Genomic DNA, 26,519 nt, shown 5'->3' with positions numbered 1-26,519 from the left:
GGAGGTGCACCCACTATGAGAACCAGCATATCCGGAAAAGCCATGATGATATATGGTATTGTATTCCTCTTCATCATCACCCTGACCTTCTGGTTGTCCTATACGGGTACTGTGGGTAGGCTGCAGAAGGACTTAGAGGATGCTAATCTTGCACTGCTGAAGCAGGTTGATTCCAAGGTAGAAGCAGCCTTTCGCCAGACGGAGAAGGATCTGCTCTCCATGGCCGAAGGGCTGGAATTTGTTTATTTTATGAATAACAGCTACAGTGATGACGGGCACAGATACAGCATCTACTATACATTGACAACCAGGTTGAAGGAATTTATTTGGAATAATCCCAATTATTCATCGGTATTTGCGTACTCACATATCAGTGGCGATTTAATGACAGAGGAAACCTATTTAAAGCAAGCTTCGTCAGAGTTCAATTGGTTGGCTCAGTACCTGAATATGCCTGAATATTTTAAGTGGCTATCGACACAAAAGGTATGGGATGGCCATGAGACCCAAGATGTGATTACCTTGGTTCGCAGCTTTCCTAGCCTCAGCAGTCCTGGCTTTAGGAAGGGTCTCATGGCTATTAGCATCAAAGAGGCTCAGTTGTTTCAGATGATAAAAACGATTTATGAGGATGGCCACGGTGGTCAATTCTTCATTCTGGATGCGCAAGGGAATGTCGTCACTCATGACGATAAAAATCAGCTTTACCGCAATATGAAGTCGCTGCCGTATATAGAAAAGATATTAAAGGATCCAGGCAGCGGAGCGCTTAACGTCAGGTTGGACGGAATTCAAGAGTCAGTGTTTTACCGGACTAGTGGGTACACAGGCTGGAAATTTGTCAGCATCATGCCAGAGTCTGCCGTATTTGAACCGATCAAGGTTACACGCAATCTGCTGCTCACGTTTGCCGTCGTGATGTTCTTTTTAGCATTGGCCGCATTATTTTATGTGAACCGTTGGACCTTTAGGCCGCTGGATCGTTTGGCGGGTAAGCTGTCTGGCGTGAACAAGCGTAGAGGGCAGGGCGAAGAGAGTATAGGACTCAGAAACCTGGAGCATATATTCGATGAGATGGTTACGGACCGTGAGCATTTGGAGCAGCATGTCAGGGATTCGAAGCCTATGCTCAAGTGGAAGATTATGATGGATGTATTGAACGGCAACCGTTCCGATTTCCATGCGATGTATCATCATTTGGAATTTTTGGGGATTCACATGTATTCCGAGCGCTTTATCGTTTGTACGGCTGAGATTGGCAAGGAAGGTGAACAGCTTTCCCCACGGGATGAAACGTTGTACACCTATATGTTTTGCAATGTCGCAGAGGAGCTGATTCGAACCGAGCACGCAGGTTTGGCTATCGATCTGGGAGGTGGCCAGGCGGCTGTCCTTCTCAGCTTCGCGGAAGGCGATGCGGAGCATAACCATTTGCGAACATTAGTCATACTCGAACTTATCCTAGATATCATGAAGAGACAGTTTGGCTTAACGGTAACGGTCGGAGTCGGTAAGTGCCGCATGGAGATGAAGGATATTCCGAGCTCCTTTGATGAATCTCAGAAGGCGCTTCATTACAAAATGATCTTTGGTAAGCATTCGGTCATATCGGTAGACGATTTACAGCCGCCAGACCGACAGGATTATTATAAGCTCAGTCGGATGATCGATCCGGTGATGGAAGCCATGAGGCAAACGGATCGCGTCAAGATGCTCAATTACTTATCGGATACATTCCGTGAAGCGGTTGAGAGCAATCTTCCTCCAGAGCTGATTAGGCAGCTATGCTATGACCTTGTGATGAAGTCTCTGCAAACCGTCAAATCCATTGGGATTGAGCCGGAAATATCGATGGGTCCGCTAAGCAACTTCTATGATCGTATCGGGAAATGTGAGAACTGGAAGGATGCGGAGCGGTTAGTCGGAGATACTCTCGAGGGCTTGGCATCACAAATTGAGGAAAAGCGCAATCAACGCGGGAAAAATGAGACGATCGAGCGAATGCTGGACTATATTCGAGAGCACTATCAGGAATATGATCTGTCCTTAGACCGGTTGGCTGAAATGTTTCATCTCACTCCGCCTTACATCAGCAGACTGTTTAAGGATCACACGGAAAGCAATTTTATCGATTACATGATCGAGATTCGCATTAAAGCTGCCATGGAGCTTTTGAGGGATAAATCTATTAAAGTAAATGACGTTTCGGGAGCGGTCGGATATGCAAATACGAGAAGCTTTCTGCGCACCTTCAAAAAGTATACAGGCTTAACACCAACGGAGTATCGGGAACACATGTCGCAGACTATTTCGTCGTAAGTCGCAAATAACGGGTATCACTTGCCATCTGGCTGGGATACCCGTTTGTTTATGTACGTGCGGAATGAATTGCTTATACCCTGACCAGATCGGAAATGAGTAACTAACAAGCAGTAGAAACATACACTGTAATACCTTGGAATACATTACATTAAGCAGCGGTGTTGAGGAGGGGTAGCGTTGAGATATACAGTGCAATATATACCTCTAAGTAAGATTAAGCAGGAAAGTATCAGCACTAAGACCTCACCACGTAAGAAGGAGTTAAAAAAAGTTGCACAGGACCTTATGCAATTACTAATTGTGCAAAAAAGCAAGAAAGATGGTGGCTATATCATCCAAGACGGACATCATCATTTCGCTTTCCTCAAAAAGCACACCAATAAAAATCGGGCTGTATGTCTCGTAGATGAAAGCAAGATTTCAACTAACTTTGGAAATCTTGTTAATCGATTTCGAAAACGACAACTGCCTTATGAAGTTCCTTACCTCAAACCAAACCGTTTTGAAATCAACAGTTGGACGATTATTCGAAAATTTTTAAAGCAAGAACCACGGTTTCGCATGCTATCCCGAAGACAGCAGTTGAAGGTAATTCGGCTTGGTATTCAATATAGGAAAACAACGGTGCAATCTATGCATGCAAAAGTAGAAGACATGTTAAAAAGACTCTAATGCAGTTTGATTTGAAGTTCGTGGATAAAATCCTGAACGACAATTGTTCTCTTTCCATTAGTTTAATCTTAATCCAACGGCAGCCGACAAACAATCGGCTGCCGTTGGCCGTTGAGTAGCGAATACTTTCCGATTTATGGTAAAATAATTTGGTATATTATGGCATTAGTTTAGATGCAGATTTTTTGTTTATCCATCGGTGAATTGCTTCCTTAACTCCAGCGGAGTGAATCCGTTCATTTCCTTAAATACTTTATCGAAGTAATTAACATTACAGAAGCCTGTGCGTTCTGCAATTTGGGTAATGCTTAAGTCTTGTTCAATCAATAATCGTTTGGCCATTTCTACCCGATAACGGTTGATGTAGTTCATCGGGGTAAGTCCCGTTACCTTTTTAAAAAAACGAGTAAAGTGAAAAGGGCTTAAATTGACCAGCCCACCGAGGGTGTCAGTATAAATCTTTTGAGCATAACTGGACTCTATAAAATCAATGGCCGGTTTGAGCCGTTTGTATTGGTCAAAGCTTTTGGTCAAGTCTTTCGAAAGGGAAAGCTCTTGCTGAAAGCTCCGAAGTAAAGGGATCATCATGCGATAGAGCGACGACTTGATGACGAGCTCACTTCCGATATCTTGACCCACATATTCTTTGTATGCGATTTCAAAGTGAGTATTCAGTTCATTCCACAACGGATGTGTGGGGTGGATGGGACCTTGGATAGGAGCTGTTTGAATGAAGTGGGCGAATAAATGCTGTAATTCGGAATGCTCAGAGGAGCCAGTTAATAAGGACATGTCGAATATCATCCCGTGGATGGTGCTGCTCTTGCCATTTAACGAATGCATCGAATGAATCTTGCAGCTATTAATAAAAAGTATAAAGGGTGCACTTGCTATAAAAGTGCGATTGTCGACAAGAACTTGAACCTCACCTTCTAGAACTTGTATAAATTCCAGGTGATCATGCCAGTGCGGTCTTACCAAGTGAAAACAGCTAATGACTTCAGTCATTCGTAATGGGAAGCGCCTACCTTCGAAGGGTTCAATTTTCTTTAAAACATCCATTGCTGCTCACCCGCCTTAACTATCAGATAATTCTGAGTATACCATAGTGAATTCCGTACCGAAATGAGGAAAAGAGCAAAATCTTGTAACGAATGAGCAAATTGTTCTATATAACCTGTTAACTGAATTGCGAGATAATAAAATCAATAAAACGGGTTCATAGGGGAGAGAGCAAATTTGACAGGGAGCAAGATAGCGCTAAATGTTCAGAAAAATTTACCCAATATATGGAAAGAGGGCGCACTGTTTGCTTTTTCCGGTTATGACGGGCAAACGGATTCGAATTCTCAATTCGTTGCTACGGTGGGGGGGGTAGCATACAGCCTACTATTTCATACACCGCGAAGAAGATCGTTGCAATTTCTCGTTCCTCATTCAGGTGATGTTCAAATTGCCACGGGAGACGTGCTTGTAACCGAACTGGAAGAAGGTCCTCTGCTGGCGGTGTATCAGAGCTGGCATACGCTTATTGGAAGGGCTCCTTCGACGGTTGACATCCAACTAAGCTTTGAAGAAGAAGATGGAGGCAAAGCTTGGACAGAGGATTCGCTTTTCATTACAGAGGCAGCGAATGGACAGGATGTCATCGCTTTGCTAAGAGACAAGGAACGATGGGCATTAGCTTACGGACGACAGATTGAAGAAGCTGTCAGCCGAGTAGTGAAGGGGCTGACATTCGATGCCAGGGAGGAAGCTGAAGCCAGACTGCAATATTATCAACTTGCCCCCCGACTTCATGATCCGTTGAAAGAACGGCTACTTCTGAAGTGCTTTAGTGTGATGAAAGTCAACACGCTTGCTCCTGAAGGAGTGATCCGTCAGCACTGGTCCACACCTGACCGTGTTCCTCACAAAGCGATGTGGTTATGGGACTCCGTATTTCATTCGTTTGCTATGAATGTGTTGGACCCAGAGCTGTCATGGAGTTTTCTTAAATCCGTACTGGATACACAGCGTGAGGATGGCATGATTCCCCATACATACAAAGTGGACGGATCAGGCTCTAGCATGACTCAGCCTCCTATACTGGCATGGGGCGTGTGGGAGAACTACCGTCATACCAAACAAAGCTCCCATTTGCGTTATGCACTCCCTATACTCGAACGATATGTGAATTGGGATGTAACGAACCGCGACCGCAATGGGAATGGGCTGCTGGAATGGATGATTGAAGGCAATCCATTATGCCGATCCGGAGAATCCGGAATGGATAATTCCCCCCGATTTGATCGTGCAGCTGTATTGGACGCAGTAGATTTTTCCGTATTCGTTGCCCAGGATGCTCATTACATCGGATTAATCGCTGATGAGCTCGGAGAAACCGAATTAGCTCAATATTGGCAGCGAAAGGCTGCTGATCTAAACGATCAAATTCAAGATTTACTCTGGGATGAGAGAGAGGGTTTTTATTTCGATCGTGACATGGACGGAAACTTTTCTCGGGTGAAGGCGGTAAGTGGATTTCTACCACTGCTCCTAGATCATTTACCCCAAGAACGTACAGACCGATTGATAACCATGCTGCAGGATCCAAATCATTTTCAAACAAGATTCCCTATCCCAACTACTGCAGCCTCTGAAATAACGTACAGCACGGATATGTGGAGAGGACCTGTATGGATGAATATGAATTACCTTGTCTATACCGGGCTTAAGAGGCAAGGAAGGAGAGCGGAAGCAGATAAGCTTGCTCAGCAAAGCATCCAAATGGTGCAAAAATACTATGAACAATACGGAGTCATTTTTGAGTATTTTGATTCTGCGGATCACGTACCTCCTTCAGAATGCGATCGAAAGGGCCCCCCAACAGGCAGGTATAATATTCGTCAAAAGATGGACGTTGTTAGAGATTTTCATTGGTCAGCCGCATTAACGGCTTGCCTATTAATGGAACAGGCATAGGAGGAACAACCTGTGGCTCAATTAAGTGGAAAAGTAATTCTAGTTACTGGGGCGCTGGGCAAATTGGGTTTGTCAGCTGTTAGGTTATTTCTTGAAAGGGGAGCCAAGGTCGCAGCGACGGACCTCGCGACTCCCGAGGACGCGCACCAAAGGTTGAACGATCTAGCTATTGCTACGTTTCATCCAATGGATTTGATGTACTTCCAGTCTGATGCGCGAGACGAGAAGCAAGTTACTATGACGATAGAAAGTATTCAGAATCATTGGGGCCGTTTGGATGGCTTGTATCATAATGCCTACACACAAATATCCAAACCCGCTATGCAGCTAACATTAGAAGAATGGAACCAAGTTCTTTTAGGAACTTTGACAAGTACATTTCTGGTGAATAAATATGCTCTCCCTCTCCTGATTCAATCGGGAGGAGGCGTTATTCTTAATTCTTCCTCCGTCTTAAGTCACAAGGTAAAGCCGACCTGTCTCGCTTACGGTGCTGCCAAAGCAGGTGTCAATCAGATGACCCGTGTCATAGCTGCTGATTACGCCAACAGGGGGGTTCGAGCTAACGCGCTGCTGCCGGGTGACATCAAGACCGAAGAAGCGCTAAGCACACTTCCTCCTTCCTTTAAGGAAGCTGTTGCCAAGCATACGCCACTCGGCCGCTCGGGGACGCCTGATGAAGTTTCAGAGATGGCGGCCTTTCTGCTCTCCGATGCTGCTTCTTATGTAACAGGCGCTCTAATTACAATTGACGGGGGATTTGCGCTATGAACGCGCGGAGCGAACGAAAAAAAGTGGCTGCTATTGTAACTGAATATCGCCCTGATTCCCATGCAGAAGTTATTATCGGACGGCTGCTAGGCTTGTTCGGGTATGCTCCGCAAATTGAAGTGGTCTCGCTCTATCTGGATCAGGTACCTTCTAATGATATCGGTACTGCCGAAGCACAATCGCGAGGTATTCCTGTCTATACATCTATCGAGGAGGCTATTACCGCTCCACATCTCGGAATTCCGATTGATGGCGTTCTTTTGATTGGTGAGCATGGGGACTACCCATGGAACGAGAAGCGTCAAAAGAAGTATCCACGCCGTCGCTTTTTTGAAGAAACATTTCGCACGTTGGATCGATTAGAACTTGCTATACCTATATTTAATGATAAGCATCTGTCTTATCTCATGCATGATGCAGAGTGGATCTACAGTGAGCTGATGAGGAGAGGACTGCCCTTTCTCGGAGGATCCTCTATTCCTCATGTTCCTCAAGTTCCAAGTTATTCACCCAAGCAACTCAATCAGGTGAAGGAGATTTTTGTGATCAGTTGGCTCGGAGTCGAATCTTATGGCTTTCATGGCCTGGAGGTTCTGCAAGCCGCAGCCGAACAAAGACATGGCGGTGAGACCGGGATCAATTCAGTTCAAGCCCTAGAGGGCCGATCTGTTTGGGCTGCAATGGATCGCGGGGAGGTTCCTGAGGAGCTAATGGTTCAGGCACTAAACACAGTTAGGGATGTTCTACCCGGTCATCCTAGGGATCATGTGGACGTACCTGTCTTGTTCATTATTGAATATAACGACGGTTTAAAAGGCTACGTTCTTCAGCTTCAGCGTTTTATAAGGGAGTGGGGACTTGCTTTTCGTGGAGCTAATGGCGTGATTACAGCGGCTCGTTGTGAAAGCGGAATGGGGCGACCCTACAACCATTTCGAGAAGTTGACAGGTCTAATTGAGCAGATGATACTGACCAAGAGTTCGCCAGTCTGTGCGGAACGGACTTTTCTCACAACCGGAATGATCAATCTAGCCATGGAATCTCTACATCTAGGAAGAAAGATAGACTCCCCGCAGCTCCGTTCTATCCGTTACTCTCCACCTGAGAGCATCGTTTTATAAAAGGAATGCTGTGTTTAACGTAAATTCACATGCAAATTGAATGGAGGAGGATACAGAATGAGTACTTTTTCAAATTTGTATTATTATAAGCCCAAACAACCTCTACCTCGGCAACCTAATCATATCGAGGCTGATCTTTGCATCTACGGCGGTACTCCAGCAGGCATAGCAGCAGCTATTCAAGCTAGTCGCATGGGACTCAAAGCGGTGATTGCTGAATTCAGTCAACATATAGGAGGAATGACGTCAAGCGGTCTCGGACGTACGGATGTAGGTAACACCATGGCTATTGGTGGAATTTCCAGCGAGTTCTATCAAGCACTTGGGAAGCACTACGGTAGCGACGAGCCTGATGGCAGGACCTGGGCCTTGGAACCTCACGTTGCGGAACGGATCTTTATGGAGTGGTTACAGCGAGATGGGATAGCGGTGTATTTCGAGCAACATTTGGACTCCGTAGAACTTCAATCAGGACGAATCAGGCAAATCAAAATGGAAGACGGAAGTATCTACACAGCACCTATGTTTATAGATGCATCCTACGAGGGAGATTTGCTTGCTCGGGCTGGCGTTTCCTATCATGTGGGGAGAGAATCCAACACCAAGTATAAAGAGATATTGAACGGGATTCATTTTGGTCATCCCAAACATAACTTTACGGCTTGGGTAGACCCGTTTGTCAGAGAAGGTAAAATAGATAGTGGTCTGCTCCCGGGCATAGCCACTGCTGCACCTGGGGTGCAAGGACAGGGAGATGATTCCGTTCAGGCTTATAACTTCCGCATCTGTTTGAGCAGTAACCCGGATCATCAGCTTCTTTTCCCAGAACCGCCTAACTACAATCGTGATGAATTCGCTTTACTAGCGAGATATATCCGTAACGGCGTCTGGGATGCATTGAAGCTCAATAAAGTGATGCCCAACAGAAAGAGTGATTTGAATAATTGGGGAGCCATTTCAACCGATTATATAGGACGTAATTATGCTTGGCCTGAGGCGAGCTATACGTATCGCGAGCAGCTCTTTCAAGAGCATCTTCATTATAATATGGGCATGCTTTATTTTTTGGCAAATGATGACACGATCCCAGCAGCTATTCGAGCGGAGGTTAAGACGTGGGGGCTTCCAGCTGATGAGTTCACCACTACCGGCGGATGGCCGCACCAACTTTATATTCGTGAGGCAAGGCGTATGATTTCAGACGTTGTTATGACAGAGCATCATTGTCGCCACTTCAAAATTGAGGAGGATTCGGTAGGCTTAGCCGCCTATACCATGGACTCACACAATTGCAGGCGATTGGTTCTAGACGGTCGATGTATCAATGAAGGAAATGTTGAAGTCAGTCCAAATGGGCCTTATCCGATTTCGTATCGAGCAATAATTCCCAAAGGCGAGGAGTGCACAAACCTTGTCGTACCGGTATGCTTGTCTTCCTCGCATATTGCCTATGGTTCCATTCGAATGGAACCTGTGTTTATGATTCTTGGCCAATCTGCGGCTACAGCTGCCGCTTTGGCGCTGCAGCATCAGTGTGCCTTGCAGGATCTGGATTATACGTTGTTGCGAAAACAGCTATTGATGGATGGTCAAATTCTACATGTGAATTCATAAGTTACACGTGTCATTGATTCGAAATTGTTCTTAAAGGGAGGTCATACTCATGAACAAAAAGACAATCGTTATTGGAATCCTTGCAGCACTTTCTCTCACGGCCTGTTCAAACGAGAAACCAGCGGAAACTTTACCTAGCAGTGCAGGTGGAACGGCCACGGCATCAGCAGCACCAACACCAGCACCATTAAAAGATGTTACTCTGAAAATTGGCTTGCCCGGCGGTTATGACATCACTAGCAAGAAGATCATAACCAACTTTCAAGCGAAGTATCCGAACATTACACTGGAAATCGAGGAAACGCCATGGGCGGATTTTGTTACCAAAATCGTCACCCGCATTGCTGGAAATAATCCTCCAGATCTATGGCTGCAAGAAAATGCCGTTGTACTTGGTTACGGGAAACGCGGGGTTGCGGAAAATTTAGAACCGTACATCAAGCGCGACATGAAGACGGATGACTATGTAAGTGCTCTTACATCTGCCAAATTGGAAGGCAAAATTTACGGGATTCCGCACGGTATCAACCCCGGCGCGTTAGCCTATAATAAACAGATTTTCAAAGATAATAACATTCCTTTTCCAACGGACGATTGGACTTATAATGATATGATTGAAACGGCTAAGAAGCTGACGAAAGACACCAACGGAGATGGCAAAGCAGATATTTACGGCTTCCAGGCAGGAAGTAATATCACGCTAGGCTGGCTGCCTTGGATGCGGGCGTACGGCGGTTCCTCTCTCGATTCGACATTATCCAAAGCGACTTTCACAGATCCCAAATCGATTCAAGGACTAACAGCCTGGTCCGATACGATCAATAAGCTGAAGGTTAGTCCCACTAGAGAAGCTGCAACCACTGGCAAATTTTTCGAAAATGGCAAGGTTGCGATGACTTTCTTCCAATATGCAACTCAGGTTTCACTCAATAAGAACAAACCGGATCTTGATTGGGACACCGTCAAGATGCCGATCGGTATGGATGGCAAACGCTTCGTTCCGATGGTTGTGAACCAATGGATTCTTTATTCGAAATCGAAACCCGAAGTGAAGGAAGCAGCATGGACATTCCTCAAGTACTATTTGAGTGATGAGGGGCAAGGGTTGCTTTCGGAAAGCGGAACAAGCTTGCCAGTGAAGAAAACAGCTCTGGCAGAGCTCGAGAAATCGACGACCAAACCGCTCAACAAGAAGGCTTACACGAAAGGGATTGAAGAAGCGGGTGGTACACTGGATGAGAACGCATCCTGGAACGAATGGAGAGCGGCAGCCGGACCCATCCTGAACGATATCATGGATGGTAAGCGGTCTCCGGAAGATGGTGCCAAAGAAATTCAACAAAAAGTCCAACAAGTGCTCGACGATAACAAATAAACTGGCTTGGACTTGGAAAGGGGTGTTCCAATGCGCAAACAAGGCTGGTGGGGTTTCGCCTTCACCGTACCTTTTGTCCTGCAGCTGCTCATATTCTTCTTGTTCCCCTTCGTATTTTCAATGTATATAACGTTTACGAAGTGGGATTTATTCAACCCGCCGCAATGGATCGGTTTGCGTAATTGGAACCAGTTCCTACACCAGAAAGTCTTCTGGCTTTCTATGCGCAATGTCGGTTATTTTGCCATATTATTCGTTCCGCTTCAGACGTTCGTTGCCCTTATTCTGGCCTATCTGCTCAATCAGCAGATTCGAGGTAAATCATTGTTCCGGATTATTTTCTTTCTCCCTGTGATCACACCTTGGGTCGCAGGGGGGATGATTTGGTTATGGATTTATAACAATGAATATGGCCTGTTAAACTGGATTTTACATACGTTGGGGCTTCAACCGGTCGATTGGATACGAAGCGGGAAATGGTGGTTAGTGATTGGGTCCATCGCTCTCGTTAACATCTGGAAGGGGGCCGGCTATTCAATGGTACTCATTCTAGCTGGCATGCAGAATATCTCGGAAGAAATGTTGGAAGCGGCACGGATGGATGGTGCATCAGGTTGGAAGTTATTTACTAAAATAACCATGCCAATCGTGTCTCCTATGTTGTATATGGTTATGATCCTCTCAACTATCTCTGCTTTTCACGCATTTGACGTGTTTCTTGTTATGCTAGGCGACGTCATTTCTGTAGCAGACCGGAATATGGTGCCGAACATTCTGATTTACCGCGATTCTTTCCTTAACTTCAAGATGGGCAGTGCATCAGCGATGGCGTGGGGACTGTTCCTGATCATTCTGGTCATCACCATTGTACAGAAGGTGACGGAAAAGAGGTGGGTGCATTATGAATAAAACAAACATCGGTCTTAGAAACACCGCCTATGTGATATTAGGAATTGGGTCCTTCATCATGCTTGTGCCTTTCCTTTATATGCTTTCGACATCTTTGACAGCATCGGGCTCGGAGCTAACCCTGCCCCCCAAACTAATACCGGAACCGTTCGTATGGCATAATTACAAGCAGGTATGGATTGAGGTCAACTTTCTGCAGTACACCATGAACAGCATTTTTGTCACGATCATGGATTTAGTCGGAACCGTAGCCTCCTGTGCGATCGTAGCCTACGGATTAGCTTTCTTCCAATTTCGCGGTAGGAACCTTATTTTCTTAGCGATGCTAGGTACGATGATGCTGCCATCCCAAATTACGATGATCCCAACCTATTTTATCTGGAAATCCGTCGGTGCACTCGATACGTATTATCCACTTATTCTGCGGAGTTTTCTTGGTGGGGCCTTTGGTATCTTCCTGCTGCACCAGTTTTTTAAGACGCTGCCAAGAGAGTTGTATGATGCAGCATGGGTAGATGGAGCGAATCCCTGGAAAATTTTTTACAAGATTTATCTTCCCTTGGCGAAACCTGCCTTGTCAGCACTAGCTGTTTTCACCTTCATCAGCGCCTGGAATAACACACTAGAACCACTTATTTACTTACAGGATAAGCATATGTTTACACTGCCTCTCGGACTGCTGTTTCTGAAAAACGAAGTTCAAAACCGGATGACACTCATCATGGCTGGTGCCGTTATTACAATTGTGCCCGTGCTTTTTGTTTTTCTATTTGCTCAAAAATACTTCGTCCAAGGAATCGCTTCCACTGGATTGAAAGGCTGAATTTACTGAAACCCTACTTATTACCAGAATGTGGGAAAGGGAGAGTGACTCTAGCTATGACTAAACAATCTAACCAATCAAATGATTTAGAAGAAGTTGCTAGTAAAGTGGACCTAGTGGGAACAACAGAGCGGGAAGAGCAGAGTAAACCATTAATTAGCCGCAGGAAGTTGCTTGCCACGTTAGGGCTGGGGGGAATTGCTGCAATCTCAACCGGATTGTGGGAGGGAGCGGGGAAGTCCACTGTCTTCGCCAAAGATCAAACGGTAACCGGTTCCGTATACGGTATAGCGAATAAAAATCGTAAAAAAGAATTGCTTGAATTGCTGGACATGCAATTGTGCATCGCAGTCAAGCTGGAGGAACTGAGGGCTGAACTCGATCCTGATCCCAGATTAGCTTACTACGTAACGAATGAGATGCAGGAAGGTTTCTTCCGATATGACCCGTTTGACAATACTACCGCGGATAACACGGGAACCGTACTTGTATCATCTAACGGTAAGCGGTTCAAACGCATCTTCGGGGATACACTTATCGCTACCTGGTTCGGTACGCAAGGTGATGGTGTAACGAACGATACGCTGGCTTTACAAGCAGCTTTAAATGCTTCTTCTGGACACAAGTTATTTATTCCAAAGCAGCGGGTTGGTTTTTACTTAACGGGTCAACTGTTCATTCCGAACCAAATCGCAATCGAGCTAGAGCCGGGGACGATTATACAGGCGATAGACACCCTTAGCCGAGTGAGCCCCGTTTACGAGCGGTTAATTCGGATCAAAACTGTTAAGGATGTGTATATCAACGGTAATGGTTCCACATTACGTATGAACAAAGCGGCGTATACGTCCGGTGAACAGGCCCACATTTTCGATATCAGCGGCTCCGAGAACGTTATCATCGAAAATATCAATGCCAATGACAGTGGCGGAGACGGGTTTTATATCGGATATTTCGAATCGACAGTGGCTTTCTGTCGAAATATTGTGCTCCGCAACTGCCGAGCGGACAATAACCGCAGACAAGGTTTGTCCGTTATCTCCGTAGATGGTCTTTCTGTGGAAAATTGCCGCTTCACCAACACGAAAGGGACAGCTCCGCAGAGTGGTGTTGATATTGAGCCGAACGGCCAACTGGATCTGCTGAAAAATATACGCTTCATCCAATGTGTGGCGGAAGGGAATACAGGTCGTGGTTTCCTAGTCACCTTGTTAAAGCCAACTGCAGCCAGTGTGCCCATTGATATCGTTTTTGATCGCTGTAGCACGAAAGGCAATTCGTTTGGTTACTCCATGAATTATGGAGGAGATGGCGCTAAAGCCGTACAAGGTGAAATCAAATTAATCGATTGTATCGCCGACAGTGAGCAGTACGCAGGATTCTCTGACTTATCTTTCTCAGCGGACAGTGCGAAGCGTTCTTATATTCGCTGCAAGGCTATCAACTGCAATACGATTAATCAGCCAGACGATCCCTACGGTTACGGTTCCTCGTTCATCCTCACAACGGTGCCAGCACAGGTAAGAACCGTCATAGGAAATGCGGTCTATATGGACTGTGAATCCATTGATTCACGTCAAATCCCCCTGATTAAACGAGGATTTACTTTAAAGAAAAACAAGACAGAAATCATACGGAACGTGGCATACTTCAACTGCTCCATCAAAGGTGGAGGCCAAAGTATCTATTCGATAGACCCCGCATCAGAGAACCTTCATGCAGTAAAACATCCGCTGCCCATTCAAGCTTACACGTCTTCCGGAGTCGTCTCCTTCGACTATTTAGGATTCAAAATCACCAATGCCGGCGCATCTGGGGAGGTAAGTCTTACACTACCAGCAGCAAAAGCATCTGTTACTTATACTTTTTTTGTAGAAGAATCTTATCGACTTAATCTGGTAACACAGCCAGGTAAGACCATTCTGACACCAAATGGAGGTAAGTCCCTCATCGGTAACGCTGTGCAGGGCAATTCAATCTCATTGCTGGGACGGTCAGACGGACAGTGGGAGATTGCTGGCATTGTAGGGGATTGGTTGTTATAGAATTTTCAAACGGGCTTCAGGCAGCAACTATTCGCTCTGGAGGATCGTCTAATTAACGACGCCTCTATTTTTAAAATGGATAGAGAGTATAGACAAAGGTCCATGATCGGAGCTGCTGCTGTTGTTGAAAAAATGGATAACGGTTACTGCCCTTTCTTCGCTGCTCCTTAGTTCCTGCTCCGCCGCAGGGGAGGAACTGTCGAAAGCCGCGGATGCTGTTACGGGAAACAAATCCCATAAACAAAAATTGATTCATGCGGAAGGAACAAACGTGATGGAACGGATAGTCGTTCCTAACGGTTATGAGAGGGTTCCTGTGGAGAATGGGTCATATGGGAATTATTTGCGGAAACTGCCTCTGAAGCCCCATGGCTCCAAGGTACATTTGTTTAATGGGGAGCTTAAGGCTAAAGAGGTTTACGAAGCAGTGCTCGATGTGGATGTAGGAGAGCGGGATCTGCAGCAGTGCGCCGATGCGGTTATGAGGCTGCGGGCGGAATACCTGTATGGCAGTGGCAAGTATGATAAGATACACTTCAATTTTACAAATGGATTTAAAGCTGACTATGCAACATGGAGGAAAGGGAATCGGATTGAAGTTTCCGGCAACAAGGTCTCATGGACCAAACGGGGAGCGGCCTCCGACAGCTACGAGGTGTTTCGAAGTTATCTGAACATGGTATTTGCGTATGCAGGAACGTTGTCCTTGTCGAAGGAAATGAAGCAGGTTCCACTGTCAGAGATGCAGGCTGGAGATGTGTTTCTGGAAGGTGGCTCGCCGGGACATGCAATCGTCGTATTGGATATGGCTCAGAACCCCAAGACTGGTGAGAAGCTCTTTATCTTAGCTCAGGGCTACACGCCAGCGCAAGACATACACATTCTGGAGAATGAGGATAACGGGGAGGGGAATCCTTGGTATTCCACTGCGTTTGAGGGGAAGTTGAAATCCCCAGAATGGACATTTACAAGGGAACAACTGTACAGGTTCACAGATTAATGCCAAGGGAGAAGGAGAAGCTTAACAGCGACTTCTTAAAAGCAATTGAGGAACAAATGAAGAAGGCGCTAGTCAAAATATTCCCAAGTCGCGGCCGCTCCCTGAGCGGCTTTTTCCTTTTCGCTGATCTTTAGATTAGCTATTTCGACAAGTTACGTATTTTTTTTGTTGAAACGAATTTGTAAATAGGGTCTAAGAGGGTAACATTATTACTGGACAAACTAAATCTTAAAGCCTATGGAAATAAAAAACATAATATGAAATCATAGTAATATAAATATTTTTGAAAGAAAGGGGTTAAACCAACTTTGACTAGGTAACCAAAGCTAATCGTTCCGGTCTCCGCGCGCCATTTATTTAGGAAGCATACAAATCGCTAGAAGTAGTTTAGTAGATAACTTCGAGAGGATGTTTTGCATGTTTAAAAAATCATTTATTTTAACTTCTATTTTACTACTGTCCATGATTCCTACGTTAACTCATGCCGCAGAACCACAAATGGTTGATAAAGGCAAAGAGACTGCTATTAAAGTTATGCAGTATAATATTCATCATGGACAGGGCACAGATGACATTTTAGATTTGCAAAGAATTGCTGACGTTATTAAAACATTGGGCGCTGATATCATTGGTTTGCAAGAAGTAGATAATCATTTTTCCCAGCGCAGTAATTTCGAAGATCAAGCGAAATGGTTAGCAAATTACTTAGGCATGCATTATGCCTACGCTGCAAATCTTGACTTTGAACCGTTAAATGAAGGAGAACAACGTCGCCAATACGGAACGGCCGTCATAAGTAAGTATCCTATACTTTCTGCCGAAAATCATCTACTCACTAATATTCCATATCCAACGAGCCCTACTGAGCAGCGAGGTCTTGCGAAAACTGTGATAAACGTGAGAGGGAATCATATTAACTTTTACAATACGCATCTTGACAATAAAAGAGCCGAACAGAGGGATCTACAAATCAGTGAGATACTTGACCTTGCAAAACAAAATGAAGGAACAAGTATCATCGTAGGAGACTTCAATGCTACACCTGAAGCTTCAGAAATTCTTAAGATGACTGCACAATATAAAGACGTGTTTGCTGAACTCGGTCAAAATGAGGATTATACCTCTTATTATTATTCAGATAAACCCAATCGTCGCATCGACTATATTTTTACTTCTGAAGATGTAAAAATTGGTTCCGGGAAAGTGATTGACACGAATGCAGCTGACCATTTACCAGTGACTGCAGAGCTTGTAATTAATAAGAAAAAGCCGAAATAAAGGTAACTGAATACGAAGCCCCTTCAGTGAAGAGACTGAAGGGGTTTTTTAGTATTTTTGAATAAGCAAAACTATTGAATTCAACCTTATGTTAATAAACTATGAAAATAGACCCGGATTCGTATGGACAAATAGATTAATAGATTAGCCGTTCCTTAATAAAATCTTAATCATATTTTAAAGTAGCAGGGTAAGACAGGAATAAAAGGGACTGTTTATCGTGTAAATTCAATCATACAGGAGGCTAAAATGGGAGTTTCTTATGTCTAATGAGGAAATATAAGTAAAAAAATGCAATATTGGTTAAAAATCGCAGGCAGGAAAATGAAAACTACTATTCTATTTATTTGTAAAAATGCAGTTCAACAAAAGAATATATCAAATAAAACGGTTATAAACAGAGGAAAGGATGATAGGTATGTTTTCGATGATGAATGAGTTGAGAAAGCTTTTGGAGGCAAGCGTAACCAGAAAAATTAAATCAATAAATGTGAACCGGGTGGATCCGACAGAAGAATTAATTGTAGATAACCCGACAGACCTGCCACTGATCGCCATTGGGAAAAAGAGCGCAAGCTTTCAATTGGATGAAACGCGCATCGTTAAGATTTATGCCAAGGAGGGAAGAGCGGAAGAGGAATACAACCTTCTTAATAAAGGAGCAGGCTACGGCATTACGCCCCATGTTTACTTATTTGGCCCGACCTTCTTGGTGATGGAATCTATGAAGACCCCGACAGTGCTCAGCTACATGGAGATGAACGGACTTTCACGGGAATTAACAATCAGCCTGTTGCGGTTGCTTACCGTCTCTAAAGAATTGGGATGGGGATCCGGTCATTCACCCGAGGACATTTATGTGATGCCTGACGGAACCCTGAAGGTTGTCAATATCAGTGATAAAGCTGTCTCTGCGGATTATCCCCCTAAGAAGCTGCTGAAAGGGTTGGGGACGTGGACTGGTGTTTTTCTCCAACACGTGGAGGCTCTGGATCCCGAGTTGCACGAACAATGGATCAATCATCCTGAGTCGTTGAAATATATTCCAAGGATATCGACTTAGGAGGGATTCTCGATGAAAATTGCTATGATCGCTTGGGAATTCCCTCCGCAATTTTCAGGAGGACTAGGCGTACACTGCCAATCGCTGGTTGAAGAGCTGGTCAAACAGGGGGTATGTATAGACTATTATCTCCCGACTGACGAGGATACGGTATTTAATATCCCGGAGGGGATGGTTATGCACCGTTTGGATATCGGTCAGCAATCGACTGCTTATTCCGATGGAGATAATATGGTTTGGGAGAGTGTCCACTCGTTCCGATCCCGCCTTGAGGAGGCTTTTCAACCACAGGGAGTAGATGTAATTCATGCACATGATTGGATGGGCGTTTATCCAGCGATGCGTATCCAAGAACTGTACGGAATTCCCCTAATTTGGACCGTTCACTCTACAGAGTACGACCGGGCGGCCGGATTGCCCCCTCACCCCGGAATTTTAGCTATCGAGCAGGCAGCGTTTCAATCGGCAACCCATACGATCACTGTTTCTGCCCGTACTAAGGAAAGCTTGGTTTCGAAATACGGAGCCGACCCGAGCGCCGTCTCCGTGATTTATAACGGTATTCATGCCTCCTCATTTCAAAGCTTGGCAGCGGATCGGGATTACGGAACAACCGAAGGGTATGTATTATTTCTAGGAAGAGTGACTGGACAAAAGGGACCCGGTGATTTCCTGAAGGCGGCGCGGATGATTCTTGCTGAAAGAGAGACACGCTTTATGATCGCAGGGGACGGCAACTTGCTCGGTCCCCTGCGCCGGCAAGCGCACCGTTGGAAAATCGATGAGCATATAACGTTTACAGGCACTGTGAAAGGAGTACAGCTTCAGAAATGCTATAAGGATGCCCAGGTTTATGTACTTCCGTCTATATCGGAACCGTTCGGAATTACAGTGCTAGAGGCTATGGCCTCGGGGATTCCGACAATCATCACAACGACTACAGGAGCTAGTGAAATCGTCCAAAACGTATGCTGCGTGGAACCGGGTAACCCGAAACAATTGGCCAAAGCCATTCTCACCTTGTTAGACAATCCCGTCCTGCAGCAGTCTTTAGCTCAAAGGGGAGTCCAAGAAGTACAGCGCTTTTCGTGGAAATCGATTGCCGACCAAACCATTCTGCTCTATTCGCAGTGGTCTGCAGATGTTGATAGAAAGGAGCCTTAACCATGAACGATGAATTTCCTATTCTCCCTATGGAGGAGATCATTGCCGCTTATGAGGCAAATTTTATAGACGAACCTAGGCATGTCCTATCGTTTTCCTTAGTAGCGTGTATGCCCAAGATGAAAAAATGGATATTGGAATACGCGATAACGTATGAAAACCAGCATGGTGAGGAGGTTCAAGAAGCCGTCATAGGTAAAATTTTTTCGGACCCGGAAAAAGGAATGGCGGGCTACCGCTTAATGCGGCATCTCTGGGCATACGGAATGAATGATGAAGTTGACTATACGATCGTACGCCCTATTGCCTATCTTCCATCCTATAATCTGCTGCTTATGTCCAAAGCACCCGGGAAAATCATTAGGGATTGGATGTACGAAACGGACCAAGCAGTTGATGCAGCCTACCATGTGGCCATCTGGTTAAAACGGCTGCATCAAGTCCCGCTTATGCAAATCAAGCAGCTCAGAAGGACGAGGGCGGATGTAGATTTTACCCGTTTAATCACAGAGTTGACCAAGGTCGTTCCGGAAAAGGAGGCAGCTTTCCAATCGCTTGTCAATCAGTTGATTCTCCATCCGGTAACAGCCGGGAAAGAAAACGTAGCCATGCTGCACGGGGATTTCCATATCAAAAATGTGTTTTGGGACGGTCATAAGGTGACGGCAATTGATTTTGATCACCACTTCATCGGAGACACGGCTTGGGACGTAGCTTATCATGCCTGCCAGATTCAGTTGAGCGCATTTTATAAGAAAGGTGATTTCCGATACTTTCAACCGGTCGTGAAAACGTTAATTGATACTTACCTTACCGGGATTCCGGAATCAGAACACCAATCCTTCCTAATGCGCTTATCTCAATGCCGTTCCCGTTCTTTATTTGAAAGTCTCCATTATGAATTATGCGTATGTAAGACCGGAGCCCTGGACATCGTTGATCCGTTCCTTCAAGAATGTAAGCTATCTTTGCAGGGAAGTGCTTTCGAATGAGCCCCGCCCGAATTCCTATTGCCATTGTCCATCATGCGAACCAGTATTTGATAACCAATGGATATTTGAATCGTCCTGGCATCGGGGAAACAATCGGGCCAACGAACGGATCGTCCGGACTGCGTGCCATATTGGAACTTCATAGCAAATATGACATTCCGTTTCACCTTCATATAAGCGGCACCTTAATCGAAGCGTGCGCTTGGTTTGATCCGCTTTTTCTGGAGGAAATCTTCGATTTGTGGAAGGCCGGATTGGTGGAATTGGTGGGTTCAACCTACTCGCAAAATATAATGACGCTGTTCAGCCGTGATTTTAACCGATTCCAATTGGAAGAAGAACTGCGGTTATATAATTCGTGGCTAGGAGCAAACCCGTCCGAAGTAAAGGGGCTTTGGATTCCTGAACGTGTCTGGGACACCGGACTGCTTGCTGAAACTGTAATGAGTTCGGCTCTTTGCAACGGTGGATACCGGTATGTTTTGGCGGATGACCGTCTGTTTCTGCAAGGGGATGAACGCACCAGCTTCGATGAACAGCGCCGATTCGATCCAAGCTTATACATGCCATATTCGGTGAAAGACTCAGGCGGTTTACTTGCTCTTCCAATCTCTACGGAGATGAGACTGAATATACCGTTCCATACTAGGTTTAATGAAGAGAAGCTGGATCAATTAATGGCCCAATTGCAGCAGGAAGTTGACCGAGGGGAGGATGTAATCGCTATCTACGGTGATGATATGGAAAAAGCGGCGGGAATTCCTCCGATGTGGGATCCCCGATCTATCCAGCATTACGACCTGTTTTTGAACTGGCTGAAAAACAGGCAGGATGTCGAGCCGGTTCTGCTTGGAACTTGGCTCAACAAGCGTACGGACTGGCCGTCCCGCTCCGTTGGCCCGGGCACCTACATGGAGCTGGCGGAGCTGTTCGGTGCCGGAGAGGATTACTCCGGTTGGGCAGGCTCGACCGCTTGGGCTCCATATCAGCAAATGCTAGAAAAAGCATGGGAGAGAGTATTCACGTTTTCAAAGCAGCAGGCTGCACCCTCCTTGATCCTCGATCTGGCGATCAAGCATTTGCTTGCATCCGCTTATGAAACGGGCTGGCACGACCCGGGAGTATCCTGGAAGGACGCCGCCCCTGCTCCCTGGGCCCGTGCGCTTGCGAGTCATGCTCGCGCTGCCTATGTACTGCTGAAGGCGGCTGTATGGCAGCATGATACGGACAGCGCGGGACTTCTGCAGCTGGAGGTACAGGATATCGACGAGGACGGACACGAAGAAGTGATTTTACGCAACCAAGATTTAGCCGTGGTCATTAGTCCTACGTTCGGTGGGCGGATTCTGTATGCTTTTTCGTTCAAAGAGAAGGTAGGAAGGATGTTTATAGGCAATCCGACGGACGATTGGAACTTGCTTGAGGAACTGAACGGCTTTATGGATACGCCTATGAATCATCCGGGAGCACTCGCAGATTATGGATACGAGCATGATGTGTATGAAATCGAAAGTTCTTCTTCTGCAGAAGACTCCCCGGCCGAGTTGGTACTTGTGAACAGGCAGGTCAACAGTCCGGCGTATGGTTTAAAGAAACGATTCCTGTTAAACAAAGAAGAAAGCCGGATCAGCATCCGGTATGAGCATATTCCTCCTTCCATTTTGCCGCTTTCGCTCGATATTGGGATGTCTACCGATTACCTGCGAATTATACGGGAGGGGCGAGCTTCGTTAGCTTCCTGTACAGAAGGGGGAAAACGGGGCATCCGCACCGGAAACCTGTTTACTTGGGTATATCCAACAACTTCGGGTGTAAAATGGAATATTCCCCGGTCCCCGGTTTTCGGCCATGGTGTATGTATAGGATTAACGCTGACACATCTCGAAGGATCATTTGACATAGGAGTTGATTATGGATATGGGTCTTAATTTATTTCCTGTTCAACATATGCGCTGTATGCCGGAAGGATATTCGAAGCCCCAATTGATCCAGTTTAGCGATGGCATGAGCTATGTAGTTAAATTCAAAAATAACCCAACCGGAACAAGGGTGTTGGTTAACGAATATATTGCGGCAAGCTTAGGGCAGCTACTTTCCCTGCCTGTAGTCCCGTTTCAAGTCGTCCCTGTTTCCAATGCCTTCATCAACGACATACCTGAAATGGTTAAAGGTAAATTTAAATCCGGCAATCAATTCGCTAGTCAGTATATTGAGGGTAGCACTTATCTTACCCCGGATTTTTTCAAAAAAGACAGCTCACGGATCCACAATCGGGAAGTGCTTGCCGGGGTGATTCTGTTTGATCTCTGGCTCAGCAACACGGATCGTAAAGAAAAAAATACACTATTAAAGCCGATAGGTGCCAGCGAACACTACTTTTACATGATCGATCATGGACGGTGCTTTGCCGATTCCAATTGGACCACAAAATCGCTGAAAAACACGAAGATGAATTTGAATTTGAAGGTTCACCAGTGGTGTTACTCCCTTTTAAAAAATAGGGGAGAGTTGGATGATTATTTGCTGCGGATCCTGTCTTTGCCGGATGAAGCCATCAAGCATGTTGTGTTCTCGATTCCTCAGGATTGGGATGTGTCAGGTGCGGAAAGAGAAGCTTTGTTATCGCATCTGATAAACACAAGAAATAAATTACCGGACCTCTTAGTGAAATTCAAAAAATTATGCGGTTCTTCTTAATGCTCTTATTCTAGTTTCATTATTATCCATGAGAATCTGTCTTAAGAGTTACTTCACCGCATACCAGTGAAAAAATACTCGTTTTATGCGGCTTTCGTCGCGTAAACGAGTATTTTACATACATAATACCTCCCCTATACTGAGATCATCGGATTGACGTATAGGGAGGAAGGAGGGACAAAGTTATTCGTTGTCGTTTGAATCCGCGTTTTTTTCTTTTATCATACTCATAACTTGTTCAAAATCTGGTTGACTTACCCAATGATCGTACCACTTTGGACTGATGTCACGTGCATAGTTGATAAAATCCGGAGCGTATTGTCCCATATCCGAAATCAGTTTTTGCGCGAAATAAACCGGAGTCGGCTTAATCACGTGGACGACATCGATAATCTTCATGCTCTCATCCGGCATCAAAAAAATATGACGCGCAGAGTGATCAAACCGGTTATATCCGACCTCCTCAAACGTATCCAGAAGTTTAAAAATTCTTGCGGCTAATGATCGAGACAACGCATTTTGCTGCAAATAATCATACAAGCTTGGAACAGTCAAATAGTCCATCACAATAAAATTACTGCCCCAAAAATGTACTTTTGGACAAATACCCGCTTGTCCTCCCAGTGTTAAGCCATGTAGCTCTTGCTGACAACTTTCTTCGCGATAGTACACTTTAACACAACGATGCTCATCGATTTGAAAAACAGCTCCTTGCTTTCCTTTGCCGATTAAACGGAAGCCGGACGGATTGTCGATGTTAACGACCGTCTCGCTTTTTCGTACTCGAATTTGATTCAATTTGTTCATCATACTCTCTTCCATATATGTTCCCTCCTTTCTATTATAATATGAACTTAACGAAGTACTAGGAAAGGCGATTAACTACTAGATTACGCCTTTTTTGGCTTCTTGATACCGACATACGTGAAATTTGAAGGATAACTCTATCATTTGTTGAAATCCATTTTATGGATGAATGAGAAGAACAGATAGTGGGGTGAAAAAATGCTAATCATACGAAAATCTAATATAACTGACCACACGTTTTTAGTTCTAATTGACTTGAAAAATGATGGGTACACACTTTCGGATATAATTGATATACCAGAACAGAAAAACGAGGAACATAGTAAGAAAATAGGCCAATTTGGGATGAAGTAATCCGAGTAAGCCTGATATGGTGTGATTATTGTGGGAGAGTTACTTTCACAAATGAAGCATGAACACGGAAGGGAACATTAGAAGGCTAGGAGGGAAAAGGATTTTTACGAAGAGAAGATATGCAGTATTAATAATCGTCCTGTTATTGTTCGTAATGGCTTCTACAAGACCAAGTTCTAAAGAATATCAAATGTATTTGCATAACGTCCATGAACTTAATTGCGAACCAACCGAAAGCTCTGATTGCTTTCATACTATAGATGATATGTTGGCGTCAAGACTCACGCATCTCATTTTCTTTATGACAGCGGATTCTCATATTTTAGGAGATGAGAACAATAACATACGTGTAATTGGTATTTTCAATCATTTCTTTGTTATCGAAAATCATCTCCATAGGCTGTAAACGTAAATCGATAAAAGATTCGATTGAAAGCTTGTGTAGATGATAGCATTTTCAACTGCACCACTAGTTGTTGGACAGTTTCTAACAACTCATGGTGCAGTTTTTTTGTATTCGACAGCATTGACATTCGCTGGAGACATATTTTTTTCTCATGAATATTGTATATAATCATTTTTTAACAGAAGGGAATGTATAATATGCCGCAAAAACCACTACCAATTCTATACCGTGATAAGAAATACGGATTTATTCTGAATATTCCCCGCAGGTGGAAACCGTATTACGTCATTAGAAAACAGAAACAATTGTATGACAAATCGATTTACTCCGTAGTTTTTATGTTCAAATATAAAGGCAAGATATACGGCGATATTTTTGAGATTTCGGTGTTCCAGATGACCCACAAGAAATGGGAGAAGTACTATCAAGGCAGCTATCTGATATTTCTGACCGAATCGAATGGTCGGGTGTTCTCCCTTAGTACTCCTGGGGAGCCGCCTTCCAAATTTTATAATGATAACGGTGAAAAGATTAAAAAATATGAAGTTCCACTCCGTCTGCTCGAGCGAATGGTTAACCAAGATATGCCTCGTATCATAAAAACCTTCCGTATCCTGAAAAAAGTAAAGACAGTCCGTTCGGTTCCGTTTCTTTTAAAAAAGATACGTAAAGCATAAAGGAACACTGTCGCTTAAAAAAATCAACGATTTCAATAGACATCAGGAGGGAGAAGGCTGCCGGCAGCAAAGAACAACAGCCTTCTCAGCTTAGCAGTTTAGATTGGTAAAAGTAATTATGGTTGACCCATTGTGCTGGAGAACATTTGTTTGATAATATTAACAGATGGAAACTTTTACTAGGAGGGCGTTATATGGAAATCGCCTTTGAGCTAATTGAAAGCATGTTAGTTAAGTTCAGGTCAGAGAAAAAATGGACTCTTCAAGCGATTGAACAATTATCCGATGAAGATATTACTTCTTCACCAGCACCGGAAAATAACAGCATTGCTAACTTAGTTGCTCATATTAGAGGTGCGGTACACTCACGAATTGAAACAATTCTCCTAAATATTCCTGACACAAGAGATAGAGATAAGGAATTTGAAAAAGGGCTGAACATGTCTAAAGAACAAGCGATAACAGAAGCCAGAGATTCTTTTGATATTCTTATACAATATCTTGAACATCTCAAATCCTCTCCTGAGTTATTAATGTCACAACCCTTCCTTAATCTGCCCCCTCTTACATATAGCCAGGTAAATAACGAGACGACTGCTTTGAATCTTATGATGGCAATGTTTAGAGAGGTCCATTATCATACAGGACAAATCATCTATGCTGCCAAAATTAGAAAAGGTCAGCTAGTTTGGAATTACGATTAATTGTTGAAGGAGGTTTCAATGAAGGATCTAAACCATAAAAACCTATTTATTTTTCTAGTAACTCTGTCTTTAGTAAACGTTGTTGTTTATATTAGTTATAGAAATAAGTCCTATTTTGATTTCTTGAACTGGAATTTATTTTTGGCTTGGATTCCTCTTGTTCTGTCTAGTTTGGTGTATCTTATTTACAAGCGTAGTAAAGTGAAGTCTATTTTTCTTGTTTTATTAGGGATGCTATGGTTACTTTTCTTTCCGAATTCCCCGTACGTTATAACTGACCTCATTCATTTAACTGTAAGGAAGGATACATATACAAATAATGGGAATATCGATTTTGCTTATTGGTTTGATTTTATAGTAATAAATTTATTTTCTTGGACTAGTTTGTTACTTGGGGCAATCTCACTTTATCAAATTCAATACATTTTAATGAGTTTATATAACAAGATAATATCTTGGTGTTTTGTTATTATAGCTTCAGTTGCAGGTGGGTATGGAATTTTGTTAGGAAGAGAATATCGATTAAATAGCTGGGAAGCATTAACTGATTGGAGTAAAGTAAGTGGAATCATAAAAGGAAGTTTAACAAGTAATTCGATTTTCTTTTGTTTATTATTTGGCTTATTTATTGGAACCGTGTATGTAACGATTTATTTATTAATTAACTGTGTGAGTAAATCAAATGAGGGAAGCAAGACCTTCACCTAACACCATATTCACGCGGCGGATTGCAGTAAAACATTAGACTCTAACGGTAAACT

General features: G+C 44.2%; 23 protein-coding genes. 21 read left to right on the top strand and 2 right to left on the bottom strand.

Translation table 11 applies throughout. From position 1 onward, the window contains the following. Positions 1 to 15 precede the first annotated feature (15 nt). Entirely contained in the window at positions 16 to 2,319 is a 2,304-nt protein-coding gene (locus tag AC58QG_RS03945; RefSeq protein WP_497360799.1) for a helix-turn-helix domain-containing protein, read from the top strand. 180 nt (positions 2,320 to 2,499) lie between these two features. Continuing rightward, positions 2,500 to 2,994 carry a hypothetical protein gene (locus tag AC58QG_RS03940; RefSeq protein ID WP_497360798.1) on the top strand — a complete coding sequence of 165 codons (495 nt, stop codon included), beginning with the start codon at positions 2,500 to 2,502 and terminating at the stop codon, positions 2,992 to 2,994. A gap of 189 nt (positions 2,995 to 3,183) precedes the next feature. Here the strand turns inward: AC58QG_RS03940 and AC58QG_RS03935 are convergent, their stop codons facing one another. Beyond that, on the bottom strand, positions 3,184 to 4,002 hold the full coding sequence (locus tag AC58QG_RS03935) for a helix-turn-helix domain-containing protein (protein WP_497360797.1): 819 nt from the start codon (positions 4,000 to 4,002) through the stop codon (positions 3,184 to 3,186). A 231-nt stretch (positions 4,003 to 4,233) separates the two neighbouring features. Between AC58QG_RS03935 and AC58QG_RS03930 the strand changes: the two genes are divergently transcribed. The 16 genes from AC58QG_RS03930 to AC58QG_RS03855 all read left to right on the top strand — a co-directional run bounded on the left by AC58QG_RS03930 (position 4,234) and on the right by AC58QG_RS03855 (position 22,810). Continuing rightward, on the top strand, positions 4,234 to 5,958 hold the full coding sequence (locus AC58QG_RS03930; protein WP_497360796.1) for an amylo-alpha-1,6-glucosidase: 1,725 nt from the start codon (positions 4,234 to 4,236) through the stop codon (positions 5,956 to 5,958). 12 nt (positions 5,959 to 5,970) lie between these two features. Next, a complete protein-coding gene (locus tag AC58QG_RS03925; RefSeq protein ID WP_497360795.1) occupies positions 5,971 to 6,729 on the top strand; it encodes an SDR family NAD(P)-dependent oxidoreductase in 759 nt (252 codons plus the stop codon). Then, positions 6,726 to 7,850, top strand: a complete 1,125-nt coding sequence (locus AC58QG_RS03920) for a hypothetical protein (protein WP_497360794.1) — start codon at positions 6,726 to 6,728, stop codon at positions 7,848 to 7,850. The genes AC58QG_RS03925 and AC58QG_RS03920 overlap by 4 nt, the downstream gene beginning before the upstream one ends. A 57-nt stretch (positions 7,851 to 7,907) precedes the next feature. Next, entirely contained in the window at positions 7,908 to 9,464 is a 1,557-nt protein-coding gene (locus AC58QG_RS03915; RefSeq protein WP_497360793.1) for an FAD-dependent oxidoreductase, read from the top strand. A 49-nt stretch (positions 9,465 to 9,513) separates the two neighbouring features. Further along, entirely contained in the window at positions 9,514 to 10,839 is a 1,326-nt protein-coding gene (locus tag AC58QG_RS03910; protein WP_497360792.1) for an ABC transporter substrate-binding protein, read from the top strand. A 30-nt stretch (positions 10,840 to 10,869) separates the two neighbouring features. Beyond that, positions 10,870 to 11,748, top strand: a complete 879-nt coding sequence (locus tag AC58QG_RS03905; RefSeq protein ID WP_497360791.1) for a carbohydrate ABC transporter permease — start codon at positions 10,870 to 10,872, stop codon at positions 11,746 to 11,748. Beyond that, entirely contained in the window at positions 11,741 to 12,571 is an 831-nt protein-coding gene (locus tag AC58QG_RS03900) for a carbohydrate ABC transporter permease (RefSeq protein ID WP_497360790.1), read from the top strand. The genes AC58QG_RS03905 and AC58QG_RS03900 overlap by 8 nt, the downstream gene beginning before the upstream one ends. Before the next feature lie 56 nt (positions 12,572 to 12,627). Continuing rightward, complete coding sequence (locus AC58QG_RS03895) at positions 12,628 to 14,616, top strand: putative phage tail protein (RefSeq protein ID WP_497360789.1); 1,989 nt, start codon at positions 12,628 to 12,630, stop codon at positions 14,614 to 14,616. Positions 14,617 to 14,740: 124 nt separating this feature from the next. Beyond that, positions 14,741 to 15,616: a DUF4846 domain-containing protein gene (locus AC58QG_RS03890; protein ID WP_497360788.1), complete on the top strand. Its 876-nt coding sequence runs from the start codon at positions 14,741 to 14,743 to the stop codon at positions 15,614 to 15,616. Then, positions 15,616 to 15,750, top strand: coding sequence for a hypothetical protein (locus AC58QG_RS03885; RefSeq protein WP_497360787.1), 135 nt, complete (start codon positions 15,616 to 15,618; stop codon positions 15,748 to 15,750). The genes AC58QG_RS03890 and AC58QG_RS03885 overlap by 1 nt, the downstream gene beginning before the upstream one ends. Before the next feature lie 283 nt (positions 15,751 to 16,033). Continuing rightward, on the top strand, positions 16,034 to 16,894 hold the full coding sequence (locus AC58QG_RS03880; protein ID WP_497360786.1) for an endonuclease/exonuclease/phosphatase family protein: 861 nt from the start codon (positions 16,034 to 16,036) through the stop codon (positions 16,892 to 16,894). Between the two features lie 427 nt (positions 16,895 to 17,321). Beyond that, complete coding sequence (locus AC58QG_RS03875) at positions 17,322 to 17,957, top strand: hypothetical protein (RefSeq protein WP_497360785.1); 636 nt, start codon at positions 17,322 to 17,324, stop codon at positions 17,955 to 17,957. A gap of 12 nt (positions 17,958 to 17,969) precedes the next feature. Beyond that, positions 17,970 to 19,121, top strand: a complete 1,152-nt coding sequence (locus AC58QG_RS03870; RefSeq protein ID WP_497360784.1) for a glycosyltransferase family 4 protein — start codon at positions 17,970 to 17,972, stop codon at positions 19,119 to 19,121. A 2-nt stretch (positions 19,122 to 19,123) separates the two neighbouring features. Further along, positions 19,124 to 20,113, top strand: a complete 990-nt coding sequence (locus AC58QG_RS03865) for an aminoglycoside phosphotransferase family protein (RefSeq protein ID WP_497360783.1) — start codon at positions 19,124 to 19,126, stop codon at positions 20,111 to 20,113. Beyond that, a complete protein-coding gene (locus tag AC58QG_RS03860; protein ID WP_497360782.1) occupies positions 20,110 to 22,041 on the top strand; it encodes a polysaccharide deacetylase family protein in 1,932 nt (643 codons plus the stop codon). The genes AC58QG_RS03865 and AC58QG_RS03860 overlap by 4 nt, the downstream gene beginning before the upstream one ends. Beyond that, the gene (locus tag AC58QG_RS03855) at positions 22,031 to 22,810 is read left to right on the top strand and encodes a HipA family kinase (protein ID WP_497360781.1); all 780 of its coding nucleotides are present in this window, start codon (positions 22,031 to 22,033) and stop codon (positions 22,808 to 22,810) included. Before AC58QG_RS03860 ends, AC58QG_RS03855 begins: the two co-directional genes overlap by 11 nt. Before the next feature lie 183 nt (positions 22,811 to 22,993). Here the strand turns inward: AC58QG_RS03855 and AC58QG_RS03850 are convergent, their stop codons facing one another. Beyond that, positions 22,994 to 23,632, bottom strand: a complete 639-nt coding sequence (locus AC58QG_RS03850) for a hypothetical protein (protein WP_497360780.1) — start codon at positions 23,630 to 23,632, stop codon at positions 22,994 to 22,996. Between the two features lie 942 nt (positions 23,633 to 24,574). On the opposite strand from AC58QG_RS03850, the gene AC58QG_RS03845 reads away from it, so the two are divergent. From AC58QG_RS03845 to AC58QG_RS03835, 3 genes are all read left to right on the top strand, one after another. After that, entirely contained in the window at positions 24,575 to 25,054 is a 480-nt protein-coding gene (locus AC58QG_RS03845) for a hypothetical protein (RefSeq protein WP_497360779.1), read from the top strand. 194 nt (positions 25,055 to 25,248) lie between these two features. Next, positions 25,249 to 25,758 carry a DinB family protein gene (locus AC58QG_RS03840; RefSeq protein ID WP_497360778.1) on the top strand — a complete coding sequence of 170 codons (510 nt, stop codon included), beginning with the start codon at positions 25,249 to 25,251 and terminating at the stop codon, positions 25,756 to 25,758. A gap of 18 nt (positions 25,759 to 25,776) precedes the next feature. After that, positions 25,777 to 26,466, top strand: coding sequence for a DUF1361 domain-containing protein (locus AC58QG_RS03835; protein WP_497360777.1), 690 nt, complete (start codon positions 25,777 to 25,779; stop codon positions 26,464 to 26,466). Positions 26,467 to 26,519: the final 53 nt, after the last annotated feature.

It is taken from the genome of Paenibacillus sp. J22P169 (genome assembly GCF_059691995.1).
This window is presented reverse-complemented; position numbering and strand designations above follow the sequence as displayed.

Bases quoted from the DNA above. Each gene is read 5' to 3' on its own strand.
- AC58QG_RS03845 (WP_497360779.1), top strand. From the start codon at position 24,575: ATGCCGCAAAAACCACTACCAATTCTATACCGTGATAAGAAATACGGA.
- AC58QG_RS03915 (WP_497360793.1), top strand. From the start codon at position 7,908: ATGAGTACTTTTTCAAATTTGTATTATTATAAGCCCAAACAACCTCTA.
- AC58QG_RS03920 (WP_497360794.1), top strand. From the start codon at position 6,726: ATGAACGCGCGGAGCGAACGAAAAAAAGTGGCTGCTATTGTAACTGAA.
- AC58QG_RS03945 (WP_497360799.1), top strand. From the start codon at position 16: ATGAGAACCAGCATATCCGGAAAAGCCATGATGATATATGGTATTGTA.
- AC58QG_RS03865 (WP_497360783.1), top strand. From the start codon at position 19,124: ATGAACGATGAATTTCCTATTCTCCCTATGGAGGAGATCATTGCCGCT.
- AC58QG_RS03910 (WP_497360792.1), top strand. From the start codon at position 9,514: ATGAACAAAAAGACAATCGTTATTGGAATCCTTGCAGCACTTTCTCTC.
- AC58QG_RS03835 (WP_497360777.1), top strand. From the start codon at position 25,777: ATGAAGGATCTAAACCATAAAAACCTATTTATTTTTCTAGTAACTCTG.
- AC58QG_RS03875 (WP_497360785.1), top strand. From the start codon at position 17,322: ATGATGAATGAGTTGAGAAAGCTTTTGGAGGCAAGCGTAACCAGAAAA.
- AC58QG_RS03880 (WP_497360786.1), top strand. From the start codon at position 16,034: ATGTTTAAAAAATCATTTATTTTAACTTCTATTTTACTACTGTCCATG.
- AC58QG_RS03840 (WP_497360778.1), top strand. From the start codon at position 25,249: ATGGAAATCGCCTTTGAGCTAATTGAAAGCATGTTAGTTAAGTTCAGG.
- AC58QG_RS03895 (WP_497360789.1), top strand. From the start codon at position 12,628: ATGACTAAACAATCTAACCAATCAAATGATTTAGAAGAAGTTGCTAGT.
- AC58QG_RS03855 (WP_497360781.1), top strand. From the start codon at position 22,031: ATGGGTCTTAATTTATTTCCTGTTCAACATATGCGCTGTATGCCGGAA.
- AC58QG_RS03900 (WP_497360790.1), top strand. From the start codon at position 11,741: ATGAATAAAACAAACATCGGTCTTAGAAACACCGCCTATGTGATATTA.
- AC58QG_RS03860 (WP_497360782.1), top strand. From the start codon at position 20,110: ATGAGCCCCGCCCGAATTCCTATTGCCATTGTCCATCATGCGAACCAG.
- AC58QG_RS03885 (WP_497360787.1), top strand. From the start codon at position 15,616: ATGCCAAGGGAGAAGGAGAAGCTTAACAGCGACTTCTTAAAAGCAATT.
- AC58QG_RS03850 (WP_497360780.1), bottom strand. From the start codon at position 23,632: ATGGAAGAGAGTATGATGAACAAATTGAATCAAATTCGAGTACGAAAA.
- AC58QG_RS03935 (WP_497360797.1), bottom strand. From the start codon at position 4,002: ATGACTGAAGTCATTAGCTGTTTTCACTTGGTAAGACCGCACTGGCAT.
- AC58QG_RS03870 (WP_497360784.1), top strand. From the start codon at position 17,970: ATGAAAATTGCTATGATCGCTTGGGAATTCCCTCCGCAATTTTCAGGA.
- AC58QG_RS03905 (WP_497360791.1), top strand. From the start codon at position 10,870: ATGCGCAAACAAGGCTGGTGGGGTTTCGCCTTCACCGTACCTTTTGTC.